We start from the raw sequence: 16,951 nt of genomic DNA, 5'->3' as shown, positions 1-16,951 counted from the left end.
TGCGAACATGACAGCGCCGGGGATGCACAATGCATCCCCGGCGCTGTCGTCTCATCAGGGCTTGTCGCCGGATGGCACCGGCTGCCTCGAGTCAGGCCTTGGCAGGCTCCTTCTTGGGAGCCGGCTTCGAGTTGGCGGCCTCGACGAAGTTCTTGCGCGGAACATCGAGGTCTGCCAGCGGCATGGCGTCGCGGCCGAGGACGGCGCTGACGAACCAGTTGCCGAAGACCCTGACCTTGCGGTCCATGGTCGGGATCGCGTAGCCGTGGTAGGCACGGTGCATGAGCCAGGCGAGGAGTCCGCGGGCTTCGAAGTCACCCATCTGCGAAACGCCCTTGTACAGACCCAGACCGGCAACCGTACCGATGGTCTTGTGGAAGTACTGCTTGAACTCGGTCTCTCCGCGCAGAGCCGCGAGCACGTTGGCGGCCAGCACAGGAGCCTGACGCACAGCGTGCTGAGCGTTGGGAACGCAGAAACCGGCCACTCCGCCGCCGGACAGGTCGGGCACAGCGGCGTTGTCGCCAGCGGCCCAAGCGCCCTCGACGACTCCGTCATCGCCCTCGACCCGCAGGTCGGCGCGCACGGTGACGTTGCCGCGCTCGTTGATCGGCAGGTCGGAGTCGATGAGCATCGGGTTGGCCTTGACACCGGCGGACCACACGATCGTGTCAGCGTCGAACTCTTCGCCGTTCGAGAGCTTGACGTGCTTGTCGGTGCAGTCCTGGAGGAACGTCTCGAGGTAGACGTCGATTCCGCGTTCGCGCATGTGCTCAACGACCCAGCGGGCCTGAGCCTCGCCGACCTCGGGCATGACGCGGCCGAGGGCCTCGACGAGGACGAAGCGCACATCGGCTTCGGTCAGTGTCTCGTACTGGGCAACGGCCGAGCGGACCATGTCCTCGAGTTCGGTGAGCAGCTCGATGCCGGCGAATCCGCCGCCGACGAACACGAAGGTCAGGGCCTTGCGACGCTCTTCGTCGTCTTCCATCAGTGCGGCATCGGCCAGGCGGGAGAGAAGGTGGTCGCGCAGGGCGACGGCCTCTTCGATGCGCTTGAGCGCGATCGCGTTCTCCTTCAGGCCCGGGATCGGCAGCGCACGCGCGACCGAGCCGGAGGCGAGGACGATGTGGTCGTAGTCGAGTTCGAACGCTTCATCGTTCTCGGGCTCGATGGTGGCGAACTTCTCGGCGTGGTTGATCGAGGTGACCTTCGCGGTGATGACCTCGGCACCCGGCAGGTTGCGGCGCAGCGGCACAACAGCGTGACGGGGCTCGATCGAACCGGCTGCAACCTCGGGGAGGAACGGCAGGTAGGTCATGTACGGGTTGGGGTCGACCACGGTGACGGTGGCTTCGCCCCGACCGAGGTTCTTCAGCAGATTCTGAGCGGTGAGCAGGCCGACTGAGCCGCCACCGACGACGAGGATTCGTGGACGCAGTTTTGAGTTTCTGATGAGTGCCATATTCCCATGCTAGACCCTTGTGAAAACTTTCACTAATTGTTTGTCGCACGGACTCGAACGCCCCAGATCAGAGCAGTTCGATCACCTGGTTTCAGCGACGACGGCGCGCGAAGGAGACGATCGAGGCGATGAGGAGGACGAGGACGATGAGGGCACCGGCACCGAGAGCTGCGAAGCCGAGAGTCGGTGTCGACTGCGTGGCGACGATGTCGGTCGGCGCGAGCGCCTTCGGGCTCTCGGTCTCGTCCGGTGTCGCGGTTTCGGTCTCTTCGGCCTTCTCATCTCCACGACGGTGCATCTTCACCCAATCCGCCAGCTCATCCTCGGCGGAGGACACGTCCTTGGGCACTTTCGCTTTGACAGCGGCTCGCGGGTCGACGCGACCGAAGCCGACGATCGGGTCGGGCTTGCCCTTCTTGCTCACGCCCTTGTGACCGTCCACCGGTTTGGCGCTCGACTGCAGCTTGGCTCGGACCTCGTCGGCGCTGAGGTCAGGGTTCTCGGAGCGGATGAGCGCTGCCACACCGGAGACGACGGGTGAGGCGAACGAGCATCCCTGGCCTTCGGCGTAGCCGCCGCTGTAGTACGGGATGGGAATGTCTTCGGCCGGACCCATGAGGTCGACGGCGGTGCCGGGCGCGGTGGAGTCCTCGAGCACCTTGCCGTTCTTGCCGAGTCCGCCCACCCCGATGACGCCGGGCACGGTCGACGGCGACCACGCCTGGGTCGCGCCCTGTGAGGCGTTGCCGACGCAGGCGACGATGAGCACGTCCTTCTTGTAGGCGTAGGCGAAGGATTCGTCCCAGCTCTCCGGCCAGCCCGGATCGTCCCAGCCCAGGGACATGTTGATGACCTTTGCGCCGGAGTCGACGGCCCAGCGGATGGCCTTATCGGCCTGTTCGCGGGTCGATCCGGATTCCTTCGGACGGTCGGGGCCGAGCCACATCGACGCCGACAGGATCTCTGCGTTCGGGGCGACGCCGGTCGGTCCGGCGCCGACTCCCTTGCCGGCGATGACTCCGGCCACGGCAGTGCCGTGGTGGATCGTGGTCTTCCCGCCGATCGGGGTCTTTCCGTCCTTGCCCAATCCGCTGAAGTCCTTGGACTTCTTCACCACGCCCTTGAGGTCTTCGTGGTCGGTGTTGACGCCGGAGTCGATGACTGCGACCTTGATGCCTTTGCCCGTGGACTTCTTCCAGACCTTGTCGATCCCGTAGTCCTTGATGAACCACTGGCCCGGCCCGGCCTTCGGTGCGGCCATGACGGGCTGGGTGGTGCCGGCGACGAGTCCGAGGACGACGGCCGTGACGGCGAGGAGTCGAGCGGCGGCTCTCACGAGCTCGTCAGCGCGAGGTCGAGCGCGGTCCCGTCGAGGATGTCGGTTTCGGAGATCCGAATGTCGAGCGATCCTCCGGCGGCTGTCACTGCCTGGTCGAAGCGGGCAACGATCCGGGCGAAGAGGAGCGATCCGGCGCCAATGACATCGACGCGGCCGGGGTGCATGTACGGCAGGTCCGTGCGGGCCTGGCGGTCCATGGCGAGGAGCCTGCGGGATTCGTCGGCGACGTCCGCGACACTGATATGTGCTCCGTGGATGCGCTCTCGCTGGTAGCTCTCGAGTCCGAGAATGCCTGCGGTGATGGTGGTGACGGTGCCGGCGACGCCGATGAAGGTGCGCGGGGCGGAGAAGTCGACGATCTGCGCGGCCTGGTCGAGCTGCCTGTCGATATCGGCAAGCGCTGCCTGGATCTGGTCCTCGGAAGGAGTCTCGACTGGCATATGGCGCTCGGTCAGACGCACCGAGCCGATGTCCATGCTCACTGCCGCTTGGACATCCTCGTGGCCGAGGACGAGTTCGGTGGATCCGCCGCCGAGGTCCATGACGACATACGGTCCGTCAGCCTCCTTCAGGCCGGCAGTGGCGCCGAGGAAGGACAGACGGGCCTCTTCCTCTCCTGCGATGACGTCGGGAACAACGCCCAAGATCGAGAAAATCCCGGCGAAGAACTCATCACGGTTCTTCACGTCGCGGCTGGCCGAGGTCGCGACGAATCTCAGCTTCTCCGGCTGGTACTCGGCGGCCACCTCGGCGAATTCCTTTGCCACGGCGAAGGTGCGCTCAAGCGCTTCGGGAGCGAACTCGCCGGTGGCGTCGACACCTTGGCCGAGGCGGACGACCCGGGTTTCGCGGCGCAGGTCCGTGAGGGTGCCGTCGGCGGCGACATCGGCGATCAGCAGGCGCAGGGAGTTCGTCCCGCAGTCGAAGGCAGCAACACGCATGGCAGGTCCTAGTCGGTCGGTTCGGTGGTGGCAGCGGCTTCGGCGAGGGGCGGCACATCGGTCATGAACGACAGTGCACGGTCACCGATCGGGTTGACGCCGAGCCCGGAGGACAGCGAATGGCCGACGAGGGCGTGGAGGCATTTGACCCGATTCGGCATTCCGCCGGCGGAGTAGTCCTTGATCTCTTCGACTTCCGCCAGGCCGGCTGCGGAGCCGATCTCTGAGCGGACGTCGAGGTAGGCCCGGTGTGCGGCGGCGTAGGCGGCGGCGAGTTCTTCGTCTTCACCGATCTCGGCGGTCCATTCGGCCATGATTCCCGATGCTTCCAGCCGTGAGCATTCGGCCACATAGGCGGGGTGGGTGAGGTAGAAGGTCGTCGGGAACGGTGTGCCGTCCTCGAGGCGCGGAGCCGTGGCGACGACGAGGGGTTCACCGGAAGTGCTGCGGGCGGCGATGCCGACGACGCCTCGGGGAATGCGTCCGAGTTGGTCTTGGAGGACAGCGAAATCCGCCTCGGTGCACTCTGTGATCATCAGCTCTTCTCCACGGTGTTGCCTGTCTCCTGAATGGACTCCAGCAACTCAAGGTACCAGGCCTGCTTGCGAACCGGCTGTTCGGGCTCGGACTCCTCGTCCACGGCCTCCTGATTCGTGACGATGACCGCGTTCTTGCCCTTCTCCACGTAGTACTGGTCTTCGCGTGCCTTGCGCTTGATGTAGTCGGGGTCCCGGAGGTTCTCGTTCTTCTCCTCGAGGCTCTTGACCTCGGCCTTCGTCGTCTCGATCTCGTCGTTGAGGGCCGCGATCTGCTGGGCCTGTTTGAGTGCGGAGTTCAGGGGCGAGAGGAAGGCGAGGAGGACGATGGCGATGACGAGGAGGAAGATGCCGGTGCGCATCGACATGCGGCGGCCCCTCGCCTCGGCGTCCATGTCGGCATCGGATTCGATGACCGGTTTCGGGCGTCGACGAGGAGTGGCTTTGCCAGGAGCCGATTTCGGGGCACTTCTTCTGGGCTTGCTCGGAACCATGCTTCTTTCCTCTGCGACTGGGGATCGGGGAAGAGTGTCGCAACATCTCCAAGTGTGCCGTGTCCGCATTCGCGGCGCGAGGATTTCGAGCTCGTGGCGTGTTCGATTCTCACGTATCTTCCATCACGTCGCGTCCTGCCCGCCCTCCCCTGTGCATTTCCTCCGTCCCTTCCCCGCAGTTCCCGCCTGCCGCCGGAAGGTCGACACGCATTAGCGGGAAACGCCGAGGCGGGGCCGGGCGATCGATAAGATCGTCCGGCCCCGCCTCGGGGAGTTCAGTGCCTAGCGGCTCGCCTCAGGCTTCGAAGCGCGGGAACGCTCCACGGCCTGCGTAGCGTGCGGCATCGCCGAGCTGCTCTTCGATGCGCAGCAGCTGGTTGTACTTCGCGACGCGCTCGGACCGCGCCGGCGCACCGGCTTTGATCTGACCGGCATTCGTCGCCACGGCCAGGTCGGCGATGGTCGTGTCCTCGGTTTCGCCGGAACGGTGCGAGATCATCGTCGTGTAGCCGTTCGTCTGTGCCAGAGACACCGCGTCGAGGGTCTCGGTCAGGGTGCCGATCTGGTTGACCTTGACCAGCAGCGAGTTCGCCGTGGCGTTGTCGATTCCGCGCTGCAGACGCTCGGGGTTGGTCACGAACAGGTCGTCGCCGACGAGCTGGACCTTCGAACCGATCGTCTCGGTCAGAGTCGCCCAGCCGTCCCAGTCGTTCTCGTCGAGGGGGTCCTCGATCGACACGAGCGGGTACTTCGCCAGCAGCTCTTCGTAGTAGGCGGCCATCTCTTCGGCGGTCTTCTTGCCGCCTTCGAACTCGTAGACTCCGTCGGAGTAGAACTCCGAGGACGCCACGTCGAGGGCCACGGCGATGTCCCGTCCGGGACGGTGGCCGGCGATGTCGATGGCCTCACAGATGAGGTCGAGTGCCGCGGCGTTCGAGTCGAGGTTCGGGGCGAATCCGCCCTCATCGCCGAGTCCGGTCGAGAGTCCGCGTTCCTTGAGCACTCCCTTGAGGGCGTGGTAAACCTCGACGCTCCACTGCAGAGCTTCGTGGAAGCTGGCGGCGCCGATCGGGGCGATCATGAATTCCTGGATGTCGACGTTCGAGTCGGCATGGGATCCGCCGTTGAGGATGTTCATCATCGGCACGGGCATGACGTGCGCGTTCGGTCCGCCGAGGTAGCGGTAGAGGGGCAGATCAGCCGAGACAGCTGCGGCGCGGGCTACGGCCAGCGAGGTGCCGAGCATCGCGTTCGCACCGATGCGGGACTTGTTGTCGGTGCCGTCGAGTTCGATGAGCGCCTGGTCGACGAGACGCTGATCGTCGCTTTCGAGTCCGACGATGACTTCGTGGATTTCGTCGACGACGGCGTCGACGGCCTGGGTGACTCCCTTGCCCAGGTAGCGCTCCGGATCTCCGTCGCGCAGCTCCACGGCTTCGAACTCGCCGGTGGAGGCGCCGGAGGGAACGCCGGCACGACCGACGGACTCATCGGCCAACAGCACTTCCACCTCGACGGTGGGATTTCCCCGGGAATCCAGGATTTCACGGGCGTTTGCGGCAACGATCTCGGCCACTGAGTACTCCTTAGCGTTTGGTTTCACATGGGGAACATGTGCCTGCAGGACAGCTTAATGCACCTTGCGGCCTGGCTCACCCTCGGTCCGAGGCGGATTCGAGCAGGCATTGCCGCAGTCGTTCGGGCGTCGCCGGGTCCATCCCATGAGCGAGCAGGTAGGCCTCGACTCCCCCGGGTGCTCCTTCGTCCTTCGCCGAGGCGGCCCAGTGCTCGGCATCGATCCGATCGAGGATCTCGTTGATGAGTTCGGGTGGGGCGGCGGTGGCGGTCTGAGCGAGGTTGCCGGAGATCCCGGCATCGGAGAAGTTCCGGGTGATCGCCTCGAGGAATCCCCCGGACAGGTGGGTGGAGGTGATCGCGTATTCGTCGACGATCTCCTGCCGTCCCACGCCGAGGAGGTCGAGCAGGAACGCTCCAATCACACCGGTGCGATCCTTCCCGGCAGAGCAGTGGAAGACGACGCCGTCGGTGCAGTGTTCGGCGATCAGATCGACGGCGGCGGCCAGTCGGTGGCCGAAGTGCGTGATCATGAGGTCGTAGATGCGGCTGAGGCTCCGGTCGGTAAGGTCCATTCCGGTCGCCTCGGCGGCGGCCTTCATCTCTTCTCTGCTCATCGGTCGGCTGGGGAAGAAATGGTCGTCGAAGACGGGCAGCTCGATATGACGGACGTCGAGGCCGTCGAGCGCATCGGGCAGCTTCGCCCGTTCGCCGATATCGCGCAGATCGATGACGGTGCCGATGCCGAGTCCGCCGATGTCGTCACGTGCTCGATCGCTCAGCTGCGCCAACCCGTCGGCGCGGAACACCTTTCCGGATCGCACTCGGTGGTCCCCCGCCTCGGTGGCGGGTCCTCCGAGGTCACGGAAGTTGAAGGTGCCTTCGATCTCGAGCCTGTCCAGACTCATCGGGTTCTGTCCTCTCCTGGCGCTGCAGCTTTCTCTTCTGCCTTGATCCGGCGGTATTCGCGTTCGACGTCCTCCAACGACGCTATCTCATCCCCTGAATCGTCGGTGAAAGCCAGGGGGTGCCGGCGGATGAGTTTGGCCTCGAGTCCGTCGATGATGGAGCCGAGACTGTGGCCGTAGGCGTGCCCGCTGCTCTCGTCGAGCAGGGCGGAGTGGAAGAGCACTTGGTAGAACACATCGCCGAGCTCTTCGACGACGGCCGACTGGTTCTCGGCAGTGGGCGCTGACGTGAAGTCCTCGAGCGCGACGATGAGTTCGTCGGTCTCTTCTCGCGCGTACTTCTCCAGGCTCTGGTGATCCTGTCGGCTCGACCACGGGCAGCGTCGCCGCAGCGTCGCCATGGCTTCGATCACCGGCTGCAGCTGCGGTTCGGCCCGGTCCGCTCCCGAATCAACGGTGTCCGCTCTTGGCTCGACCGCGCTCTGCTCGTCACGTTCACCCACGAATTTTCCTCCTGCCGGCACGAAAAGCCCCCACCACAGCAGCGGTGAGGGCCGAGTCGTCGGTCACTTCGAGAATTTGTCCCTGACCGATGAGCCGAGGTCCTTGACGGACTCGCCGACATCCTTGGTCTTGGCCTTGAGCTGGTCGGTGGCGCCTTCGGCCTTGAGCTGATCGTCACCGGTCACATCGCCGATGGTCTCCTTGGCACGACCGCCGAGTTCTTCGGCATTGTTCTCGAACTTGTCGTCAACACCCATGGTGATTCTCCTTAGCAGACGGCTGAGTGAAATGCACTTGCAGCGGATGTCTCCGCGCTTCGCACTCTACGCCACCGCCTTGGTCCGTGGTCCGGTCAGCGCTGAACAGTCGAAGAGTTCTCAACCGTCCTTCGCAGCACCGGCTTCCTTGGTCCCAGTCGCTTCGGACTCGATGACGGGCAGGATGGCGTCGAGGAACTGATGTGCCCACCGCAGGATATCCGAATCGGTCATCTCCTTGGAGTCGAATCCGCTGCCCGCCATCGGTTTGGGCACGAGGACCGAGCGCAGCGCCGGTTTGAGCAGCGACTTCGGGTACAGGCGTTTGAGCCTGACTACCTGGGAGTCGGAGAGTTCGACGGGTCCGAAGCGGATGAAGTTGCCCTGCATGACGATGTCGTTGACGCCGGATGCTCGGGCGCGGATGCGCAGCCTGGCGACGTCGGCGAGGACGCCGACGGGTTCCGGATAGGGGCCGTAGCGGTCGGTGAGTTCGTCGAGGACTTCCCGCAGCTGTGCTTCGTCGGTGGCCGCGGCGAGCTTCCGGTAGGCCTCGAGGCGCAGCCGTTCGTGGTCGACGTAGTCGGCCGGCAGGTGGGCGTCGACGGGCAGTTCGATGCGCATGTCCGCCTCGGGCTCGGTCTCCTCACCGCGGAACTTCGCCACGGCCTCACCGACGAGTCGGACGTAGAGGTCGAAGCCGACGCCTTCGATGTGTCCGGACTGCTGACCGCCGAGCAGGTTGCCGGCTCCGCGGATCTCGAGGTCCTTCATCGCCACCTGCATTCCGGCACCCAGTTCGGTGTGCGCGGCCAGGGTCGTCAGACGGTCATGCGCGGTTTCGGTCAGCTGCGTGTCCGGCGGGTAGAGGAAGTACGCGTAGGCGCGTTCGCGGCCACGTCCCACTCGTCCGCGCAGCTGGTGGAGCTGGGAGAGTCCGTAGCGGTCGGCGTTGTCGATGATGAGGGTGTTCGCGTTGGCGATGTCGATTCCGGTTTCGACGATCGTCGTGCACACGAGCACGTCGTACTTCTTCTCCCAGAAGTCGACGATGACCTGTTCGAGTCGGGTCTCGTTCATCTTGCCGTGGGCGATGGCGATCCGCGCCTCGGGCACCATTTCGGCGATATGGCCGGCGACGGCTTCGATATCGCGGACCCGGTTGTGGATGTAGAAGACCTGACCTTCGCGCATGAGCTCACGTCGGATCGCGGCCTTGATCTGCTTGTCTTCGCGTTTGCCCACATACGTCAGCACCGGGTGTCGTTCTTCCGGCGGTGTGGCCAGGGTCGACATCTCGCGGATGCCGGTCACGGCCATCTCCAGGGTGCGCGGGATCGGGGTCGCGGACATGGCGAGGACGTCGACGTTGGTCCGCAGCGCCTTGAGCGTCTCCTTGTGTTCGACGCCGAAGCGCTGCTCCTCGTCGATGATGACGAGTCCGAGTTCCTTGAATCGCACTTCGCCGCTGAGCAGGCGGTGGGTGCCGATGACGAGGTCGAGCTTGCCGTCGGCCAGATCCTCCTTGACCTTCTCCGATTCCTGTTTGGTCTGGAACCGGGAGAGGGCGCCGATGGTGACGGGGAATCCCGAGTAGCGTTCGGCGAAGGTCTCATAGTGCTGTTGGACGAGCAGAGTGGTCGGCACGAGCACGGCGACCTGCTTGCCCTCCTGGATCGCCTTGAACGCGGCACGGACAGCGATCTCCGTCTTCCCGTACCCCACATCGCCGCAGATCAGACGGTCCATCGGCACGGTCTTCTCCATGTCCGATTTGACCTCGTCGATGGTGGTCAGCTGATCGGCGGTCTCCACATAGTGGAAGGCGTCCTCGAGTTCGCGCTGCCAGGGAGTGTCCGGGCCGAAGGCGTGGCCGACGGTGGCCTGGCGGGCCGAATACAGGCGGATGAGTTCCCCGGCGATCTCCTTGACGGCCTTGCGGGCCTTCGCCTTCGTCGTCTGCCAGTCGGCGCCGCCCATCTTGTTGAGGCTCGGGCTCTCCCCGCCGACATAGCGGGTGACCTGGTCGAGCGCATCGCTGGGGACGTAGAGGCGGTCGCCGGGCTGTCCGCGTTTGGCGGGCGCGTATTCGATGATGAGGTATTCGCGGGTGTGCTTGTTCGCACCCTTGCCCGTGGTCCGCTGCGTCATTTCGACGAATCGTCCGACTCCGTGCTGGTCGTGGACGACATAGTCGCCGGGTGCCAGGTTGAGCGGGTCGACCTGGTTGCGTCGGCGGCGGGTGGGCAGCTTGCGCATGTCACGCGTCGAGGTGGCCGCCGCCCGACCGAGCACATCGGCTTCGGTGAGCACGGCGAGTTTGAGGTCTTCGAAGACGAATCCGCCGAAGGACGCGGCCGTCGTCACCGTGACCAGGGCTTCGGGCAGATCGGTGGGGTCGTCGACGAAGGAGGCGGGCACTCCTGCTTCGGAGAACACCTCGACCATGCGTCGGCCCGGTCCCTGGCCTTCCGTGAGGACCAGGATGCGCCACTTGTCGTGGATGAGTCCCTTGACGTCGGCGAGGATCGCTTCGACATCGCCGGCATAGCCCTTCGGGATGCGGGCGGGAACAGAGAAGATGTTCTCCTCGGGGCCTGCGAGCTCCTCGTCGGCGGCGAATCCGCCGATCTCCCACCAGGCCAGGCCGATGAGGCGAGCGCCCTCCTCCATCTCGGCCACGGTTCGGAAGCTCGCAGCCGACAGGTCGATCGGGGTCTCTCCCCCACCGGCGGCACCGGTCCACGCGGCTTCGAGGAATTCGTTCGTCGTCTCCACGAGGTCGGCGGCGCGGGCCTCGACGCGTTCGGGTTCGGTGATGATGATCTTCGACTCGGGCGGCAGCAGAGCGATGATCGGCTCCATCCCGTCGGCGAGGACGGCGGTGAGCGATTCCATGCCCTCGACGGCGACTCCGCCGGCGATCTTGTCGAGCATATCGGCGGCGCTGGGCACATCCTCGGCGATTTCCGCGGCCCGCTTCCGTACCGAATCGGTCAGGAGCAGCTCCCGGCACGGCGGTGCCGACAGATGCAGGGGCTCCTCCCCGTCTTCGGCGGGGATGGAGCGCTGGTCGCCGACAGAGAATTCGCGGATCTCGTCGACTTCGTCGCCGAAGAACTCCACGCGCAGCGCCCGCTCCGAGGTGGCCGGGAAGATATCCACGATGCCGCCGCGCACAGCGAATTCGCCGCGCCTGGAGACCATGTCGACTCGGGAGTACGCGAGTTCGGTGAGCCGTTCGGCCAGGTCATCGATCTCATATTCGTCGCCGACGGCGAGCTCGACCGGTTCGATGTCGCCGAGTCCCTTGGCCAGGGGCTGGAGGAATGCGCGCACGGGCGCGATGATGAAGGTCAGTTCCCGACCGGGCGTGGGGTGGGCCAGGCGGCGCAGCACCTCGAGACGCTGGCCGACGGTGTCCGAACGCGGGGACAGCTTCTCGTGCGGCAGGGTCTCCCAGCTGGGGAAGATCGCGATCGTCGCCGACGGCACCCAGTCGGCGAGCGCCTGGGCGAGGTCTTCGGCCTCACGTGTGGTGGCGGTGACGATGAGCTGCGGCGCCGAGGCGGCCCCGTCGGTGGTGACGGTTCGGCGCAGGATCGACGGCCACAGTCCCTTGATCGCATCGATCGTGCCACCGTCGGTGTTCGCGTCGTTGAAGGCCGCGACGAGTTCGGTGATGGTGGGATTCCGGCGGGTGAGATCAAGTCCGTTGAGCACCCGAACAGTCTAGGCTACGCACCTGACACGACCCATTCGGTGCCCGACTCGACATTTCTGAGCGGCGCGTGAGTCGAAAACGTGTGAGGATAAGCATATGGCCATGAAGAGAACCGTCCTTGCAGGATTGGCCGCAGCGGCGCTCCTGCTCACAGGGTGCACGGCCGATGCCGATGAGGACATCGCCGTCGCCGAACGGTGGGACTTCCATTCCCGCCCCGAACTCGCTCCGCCGAAGGTCGATATCGACTCCGGGTCCTTCCCCGACGACAACGGAGACCTCGAGACGTTCCTCGCTCCGAAGGGACAGACGAAGACCGACGACAAGTCCTGGGTGGGCGGTCTCATCCTCGATTCTGCCGGTGATCCGGTGTGGATTCGCGACGAGGCCGAGTCTCTGTGGGATCTGCGCGTCCAGGAATTGAAGGGGAAGCCGGTGCTCACGTGGTGGGAGGGCCTGGCAGAAACGCCGCACACCGCCGGTGAGGTCGTCGTCCTCGACACTTCGTATCAGGAGATCGCCCGTGTCGGCATGGGCGGAGAGCTCCCCAAGGACACCTCCGACCTCCACGAGACGACCATCACCGCCGATGACACCATGTTCCTCATCTCCTATGTGAAGAAGCAGACGGATCTCAGTTCCGTCGGCGGAGACAAGGACGGCTGGGCCTGGGAGGGAATCGTCCAGGAGGTCGACATCGAAACCGGCGATCCGCTGTTCGAATGGCACTCCCTCGACGCCGTCCCCGTCGACCAGTCCGAGGCGGAGCTCAAGGACGGTGAGGGCACGAAGGACGAGCCCTTCGACTACATCCACCTCAACTCCGTGTCCGAGGACGACGACGGCAAGGCCCTCCTCGTCTCGGCACGCAACACCCATGCTGTCTACCAGCTCGATCGGAAGAGCGCCGACCTCAATTGGGTCCTGGGCGGCAAGGCCTCGGACTTCGAGATGGGCGACGGTGCGCAGTTCGCCTGGCAGCACGATGCTCAGCGCCGATCCGATGGAACGCTGACGATGTTCGACAACCATGCCGCGCCCCGCCTCGGCGACACCCGCGGTCTGCGCCTCGATGTCGATGAGAAGAAGAAACGCGCCGAGGTGGTCACGGAGTATCCCGCCCCCGACGACCGTTCGTCGGGCAGTCAGGGGAACTTCCAGGAGCTGCCCAACGGCAACGTCGTCCTCGGCTGGGGTTCGGAGCCCTTCGTCTCGGAATTCTCCAAGGACGGGAAGCTTCTCGCCGACCTCACCTTCACCGGCGGATCGAACTACCGGGCCTACCGTTTCGACTGGCACGCTCAGCCGACAGCTCCGCCGACCGCGACGACCTCGCAGCCGCAGCCAGACAGCACTCGCGTGCACATGAGTTGGAACGGAGCCACCGAGGTGGCTTCGTGGAGGGTGTTCAGCGGAGACGACGAGGACCACCTGGTCGAGAACACCGAGGTCGAACGCACCGGCTTCGAGACAGCGGCGGACATCACCCCGAACGGTTCGACGATCATCGTCGAAGCCCTCGATGCGGACGGCAAGTCCCTCGGCTCGACCCGGGCAGGTCCGCGGAACAAGTAGTTCGGGATATTTCGAGGCGATAACGGGCCTAACGGAACGATCACGATTGCTCGCAGGGCCCGGATGTTCGGGGTTCTCCAATCTTCATCGCTCACAATTGGAGCATGAGCTCCGACCACTCCCCCCGTTTCTCCGCCGAGGAATCCCGCCTCCTCTTCGGCCCTGACTCCACCGACTCCGGATCTCCCCGCTCCGGACGCGCTGCGAATCCCCCGGTGGCACACCTGAACACCACCGTCGACCGGCCGCATCTGCTCTCCCGGTTCGCTCCGGTGCTGATCCTGCTCGCAGTCATGTGGGTCATCGAGATCGTCGATGCGATCATCCCGTTCGACCTCGACTCCCTGAGTCTGCAGTCGTGGAATGTGCTCTCGCTCTACGGCTTGGTCACCTCGCCGCTGCTGCATTCGGGATTCGGCCATCTCCTGGCCAATACGTTCCCGTTCCTCGTCCTCGGCGTCGTCATCGCGTTCGAGGGCAGGCGGCGCTTCTGGACCGTCACGGGCATCACGGCGCTGAGCTCCGGACTCGGCGCGTGGCTGACCACTCTGCCGGGCCAGCACATCGTCGGTGCCTCCGGCATCGTCTTCGGATTCTTCGGCTTCCTTGCACTGCGCACGTGGTTCACCGACGACCTGCTGCGCAAGATCATCTACTTCGCCATCGGCCTGTTCATCTTCGTCACCTACGGTGCGTCGATGATCTTCGGCATGCTGCCGCAGACCAACGACATCTCCTGGCAGGGCCACCTGTTCGGATTCGCCGGCGGCATCTTCGCCGCTTGGTGGCTGCACCGTCGCCCGGAGAAGCAGAAGACGGACTGAGCCCGGGCAACGCCCGACACTCGATCGGCGTCCGACGAGTGATCAGCGCGAGTGGAACTTCTGCTGCATGTCGGTGAGTCCGTTGTTGATGAGCTCTTCGACGCCGTCGGCGAGGTCGGAGACGAAGATCGGCAGGGTCGTGCGTTCGTCCTTCGTGAACGGGCGCAGCACGTAGTCGGCGGTGTCCTGTCGTCCCGGCGGACGTCCGACTCCCGCTCGCACCCGCAGATAGTCCTTCGTCCCCAGCACCGAGGTCATCGAGCGCAGACCGTTGTGCCCGCCCTCTCCCCCGCCGCGCTTGGCCTTGATGGCGTCGAAGGGGATGTCCACATCGTCATGGACGGCGATGATCCGGTCGGTGTCGATTCCGTAGAAGTCGGCCAGTGCGCGCACCGGTCCGCCGGATTCGTTCATATATCCCGTCGAGGTGGCCAACACCACTCGCGGACCGGGCAGTCCCGGAACGCTGCCGGCCGACAGCCGTCCGGTGCCGACGTTCGCGCGCAGCTTCGTCCGCGTCAAAGTGGTTCCGATGCGGGAGGCGAGTTCGGCGATGACCATCTGTCCGATGTTGTGCCGGGTCGTTTCGTATTTGGGTCCGGGGTTGCCCAGTCCGAAGACCAACCATGCTTCGTTCGACATTGCCGTTGTTGTCCGTCCTGTCCATGCCCGCGAACCGGGCGGTGATGCTGCGGCTCGCCGGTGGGCGAGACTCGTGCCGGGATTCTCCGCTGTGAAACGAGTTCGGTGGGCCGCCCATCAGGCGACCCACCGAACAGCTTAGTCAGTCAGTGCTCCTCACTGAATCTTGGTGGAGTGAGGAGAGAAGATCACTCCTCTTCGGAGGCCTCTTCTGCACCGGACTCCTCAGCAGCCTCTTCCGCGGTCGACTCTTCGGTCTCTTCCTCGGCGTCGGACTCGGTGTCCATCTCGATCTCTTCGGAGACGTTGACGATGAGCAGCTCTTCGTCGGCGATGAGCTCGACGCCTGCAGGCAGCTCGACCTGACCGGCCAGAACGTGCTCGCCGGCGGGACGGCCTTCGATGGAGACCTCGATGAGCTCGGGCAGCTTGGTCGCATCGGCCTTGACGGAGATGGTCGACTCTTCCTGCGAGACCATGGTGCCGGGAGCGGCTTCTCCGACGACGTGGATCGGAACGTCGACCTCGATCTTCTCGCCGCGCTTGACGATGATCAGGTCGAGGTGCTCGATGTCGCGACGGACGGGCTCGATCTGGACGTCACGCGCAATGGCGAGGACGTTCTTCGATCCGTCGGTGCTTTCGATCTCGAGCAGTGCGTTGGCGTGCTTGAGAGCCAGCATGGTGGCGTGGCCCTCGAGCGACACGTGCACGGGGTCTCCGCCGTGACCGTAGATGACAGCGGGGATGCGTCCCGCGCGGCGGATGCGGCGCGCTGCGCCCTTGCCGAACTCGTTGCGAGCTTCGGCCAGAAGTTTGAAGTCAGCCATTTTCTCTCCTTCGTGGTGAACTTACCTTCGAGCACCACGGCGAAACAGCCTGAGTAACCACAGGAACTTCGAACCCAGTGGGTTCATGTTCGTGGGACAGGACCGCGTCGATCACGGAGACATCCGTCTCCCTCGCCGAGGCAACCCGACTATTCTACGGCACCGTCCGTTTCGGCACCAATCCGAGAGGTCACGGCCGCAGCGCATGCGTCGATTCCGGTCTCGGTGAGGAGGATGTCGTAGTGGTTTGTCCCCTGCACATCGACGATGCCCATCTGCGGCCACTGACGAGCGAAGTCGGCGGTCAGTTCGGGCGGGTACAGGCCCGGTTCGGCGGCGACGAGGTCGCGTTCCGCGAAGAGGAAGACCACCTCAGCTTGGGAGTCGTCACTGCCCATGATCGTCTCCAGAGCCTCGCGGTAGGCGGAACCGGTGTACATGTCGGCCGAATCGGCCTGCATCGCCTCCACCGAGGTCGACGGCTGGAACGAGTGGTCGTCTTTGGCCGCGAGATCGTACACGAAGCTCTCGGTCGCCACGGTGTCGAGACCGTCGACGAAGGCGGGGTGAGCGGCGAAGAACGCCAAGTACTCCTCCACGCTGCCGAAGCTCATCGACAGCCGCTCGGCGGCCGGGCCGAGGACGGCCGCGATGAGGTCATCGGTATCGAGGTCCTCATCATTGAGGTCATCGACGGGATCATCTGAATGGGGCTGTCCCATGGGCAGGGGAAGTCCTCCGTCGATGAGGACGGGGCCGCGGAAACGGCGGGCCGCCTCGGTGCCGGTTTCCCTATTCTGCTCAGCCGCCATGCCGGCCAGGGTCATGGCGACGAACCCGCCCATGGAATGACCGACCAGGGTGACCGGCCCCTCCGGAGCAAAGGCGTCGAGAACGGCGGTGACATCCTGTGCGTGCGCGGCCATCCCGAACGGTCCCGGCAGCGTGCGGGAGTCGGCTCGTCCGCGCAGGTCGGGGCCGATGACGCGGACTCCGGGCAGGGCGGAGACCAGGCCCGCGAAGAACAGGTGGTTGGAGGTGATGCCGTGGATGACGCACACGGTGGGCACCCGTCCGGGGCCGCTTGCCACCGGCTCCCACACTCCCACGGACAGCTGTCCGCCGGGGACGTCCACGCGGTACCGGTTGTAATCGTGTGAGGACATCGTCCCTGATCCCTTCGCTTAGGCGTTGCCTCCAGTGTAGGACCTCACGGCGGCGGGGACGATGGATTCCGGATGTGGGACCACCCTGAAGTCCGCTTCCGGTGCGCCGGACTGACCGGGCGTGAATACAACGGAACCCCGAGCCGAAGGTCGACTCGGGGTTCCGTATCG

Annotated in this window: 15 protein-coding genes; 2 read left to right on the top strand and 13 right to left on the bottom strand. The window is 65.1% G+C overall.

The genetic code is table 11. The features are described from left to right. Positions 1-91 precede the first annotated feature (91 nt). From BEP01S_RS06365 to mfd, 10 genes are all read right to left on the bottom strand, one after another. Entirely contained in the window at positions 92-1,465 is a 1,374-nt protein-coding gene (locus BEP01S_RS06365; protein WP_062241553.1) for an NAD(P)/FAD-dependent oxidoreductase, read from the bottom strand. 91 nt (positions 1,466-1,556) lie between these two features. Continuing rightward, entirely contained in the window at positions 1,557-2,801 is a 1,245-nt protein-coding gene (locus BEP01S_RS06360; RefSeq protein ID WP_062241551.1) for a S8 family peptidase, read from the bottom strand. After that, positions 2,798-3,745, bottom strand: a complete 948-nt coding sequence (locus BEP01S_RS06355) for a Ppx/GppA phosphatase family protein (protein ID WP_062241549.1) — start codon at positions 3,743-3,745, stop codon at positions 2,798-2,800. Before BEP01S_RS06355 ends, BEP01S_RS06360 begins: the two co-directional genes overlap by 4 nt. Positions 3,746-3,753: 8 nt before the next feature. Next, complete coding sequence (locus BEP01S_RS06350) at positions 3,754-4,281, bottom strand: DUF501 domain-containing protein (RefSeq protein ID WP_083532591.1); 528 nt, start codon at positions 4,279-4,281, stop codon at positions 3,754-3,756. Then, on the bottom strand, positions 4,281-4,775 hold the full coding sequence (locus BEP01S_RS06345; RefSeq protein WP_062241545.1) for an FtsB family cell division protein: 495 nt from the start codon (positions 4,773-4,775) through the stop codon (positions 4,281-4,283). The genes BEP01S_RS06350 and BEP01S_RS06345 overlap by 1 nt, the downstream gene beginning before the upstream one ends. 295 nt (positions 4,776-5,070) lie before the next feature. Next, positions 5,071-6,351 (bottom strand): phosphopyruvate hydratase, encoded by a 1,281-nt coding sequence (gene eno / locus BEP01S_RS06340; RefSeq protein WP_039207145.1) that lies wholly within the window; start codon positions 6,349-6,351, stop codon positions 5,071-5,073. Between the two features lie 76 nt (positions 6,352-6,427). Continuing rightward, positions 6,428-7,258, bottom strand: coding sequence for a tyrosine-protein phosphatase (locus tag BEP01S_RS06335; RefSeq protein WP_062241544.1), 831 nt, complete (start codon positions 7,256-7,258; stop codon positions 6,428-6,430). Next, entirely contained in the window at positions 7,255-7,761 is a 507-nt protein-coding gene (locus BEP01S_RS06330) for a MazG nucleotide pyrophosphohydrolase domain-containing protein (protein ID WP_062241542.1), read from the bottom strand. The genes BEP01S_RS06335 and BEP01S_RS06330 overlap by 4 nt, the downstream gene beginning before the upstream one ends. Positions 7,762-7,824: 63 nt before the next feature. Further along, entirely contained in the window at positions 7,825-8,019 is a 195-nt protein-coding gene (locus tag BEP01S_RS06325) for a CsbD family protein (protein ID WP_062241540.1), read from the bottom strand. 120 nt (positions 8,020-8,139) lie between these two features. Further along, positions 8,140-11,742 carry a transcription-repair coupling factor gene (gene mfd / locus BEP01S_RS06320; RefSeq protein ID WP_062241538.1) on the bottom strand — a complete coding sequence of 1,201 codons (3,603 nt, stop codon included), beginning with the start codon at positions 11,740-11,742 and terminating at the stop codon, positions 8,140-8,142. Between the two features lie 103 nt (positions 11,743-11,845). On the opposite strand from mfd, the gene BEP01S_RS06315 reads away from it, so the two are divergent. After that, positions 11,846-13,318, top strand: coding sequence for an arylsulfotransferase family protein (locus BEP01S_RS06315; RefSeq protein WP_167348263.1), 1,473 nt, complete (start codon positions 11,846-11,848; stop codon positions 13,316-13,318). Between the two features lie 104 nt (positions 13,319-13,422). Next, positions 13,423-14,142 (top strand): rhomboid family intramembrane serine protease, encoded by a 720-nt coding sequence (locus BEP01S_RS06310; protein WP_062241535.1) that lies wholly within the window; start codon positions 13,423-13,425, stop codon positions 14,140-14,142. Positions 14,143-14,184: 42 nt separating this feature from the next. On the opposite strand, the gene pth is transcribed toward BEP01S_RS06310, so the two are convergent. From pth to BEP01S_RS06295, 3 genes are all read right to left on the bottom strand, one after another. Continuing rightward, complete coding sequence (pth, locus tag BEP01S_RS06305) at positions 14,185-14,784, bottom strand: aminoacyl-tRNA hydrolase (protein ID WP_062241533.1); 600 nt, start codon at positions 14,782-14,784, stop codon at positions 14,185-14,187. Positions 14,785-14,972: 188 nt separating this feature from the next. Further along, the gene (locus BEP01S_RS06300) at positions 14,973-15,614 is read right to left on the bottom strand and encodes a 50S ribosomal protein L25/general stress protein Ctc (protein WP_062241531.1); all 642 of its coding nucleotides are present in this window, start codon (positions 15,612-15,614) and stop codon (positions 14,973-14,975) included. A 149-nt stretch (positions 15,615-15,763) separates the two neighbouring features. Further along, on the bottom strand, positions 15,764-16,780 hold the full coding sequence (locus BEP01S_RS06295; protein ID WP_062241529.1) for an alpha/beta fold hydrolase: 1,017 nt from the start codon (positions 16,778-16,780) through the stop codon (positions 15,764-15,766). Positions 16,781-16,951: the final 171 nt, after the last annotated feature.

This window comes from Brevibacterium epidermidis NBRC 14811 (assembly GCF_001570805.1).
GTDB lineage: Bacteria > Actinomycetota > Actinomycetes > Actinomycetales > Brevibacteriaceae > Brevibacterium > Brevibacterium epidermidis.
The sequence above is the reverse complement of the archived record's forward strand: the minus strand, read 5'-3'. Positions and strand labels throughout refer to the sequence as shown.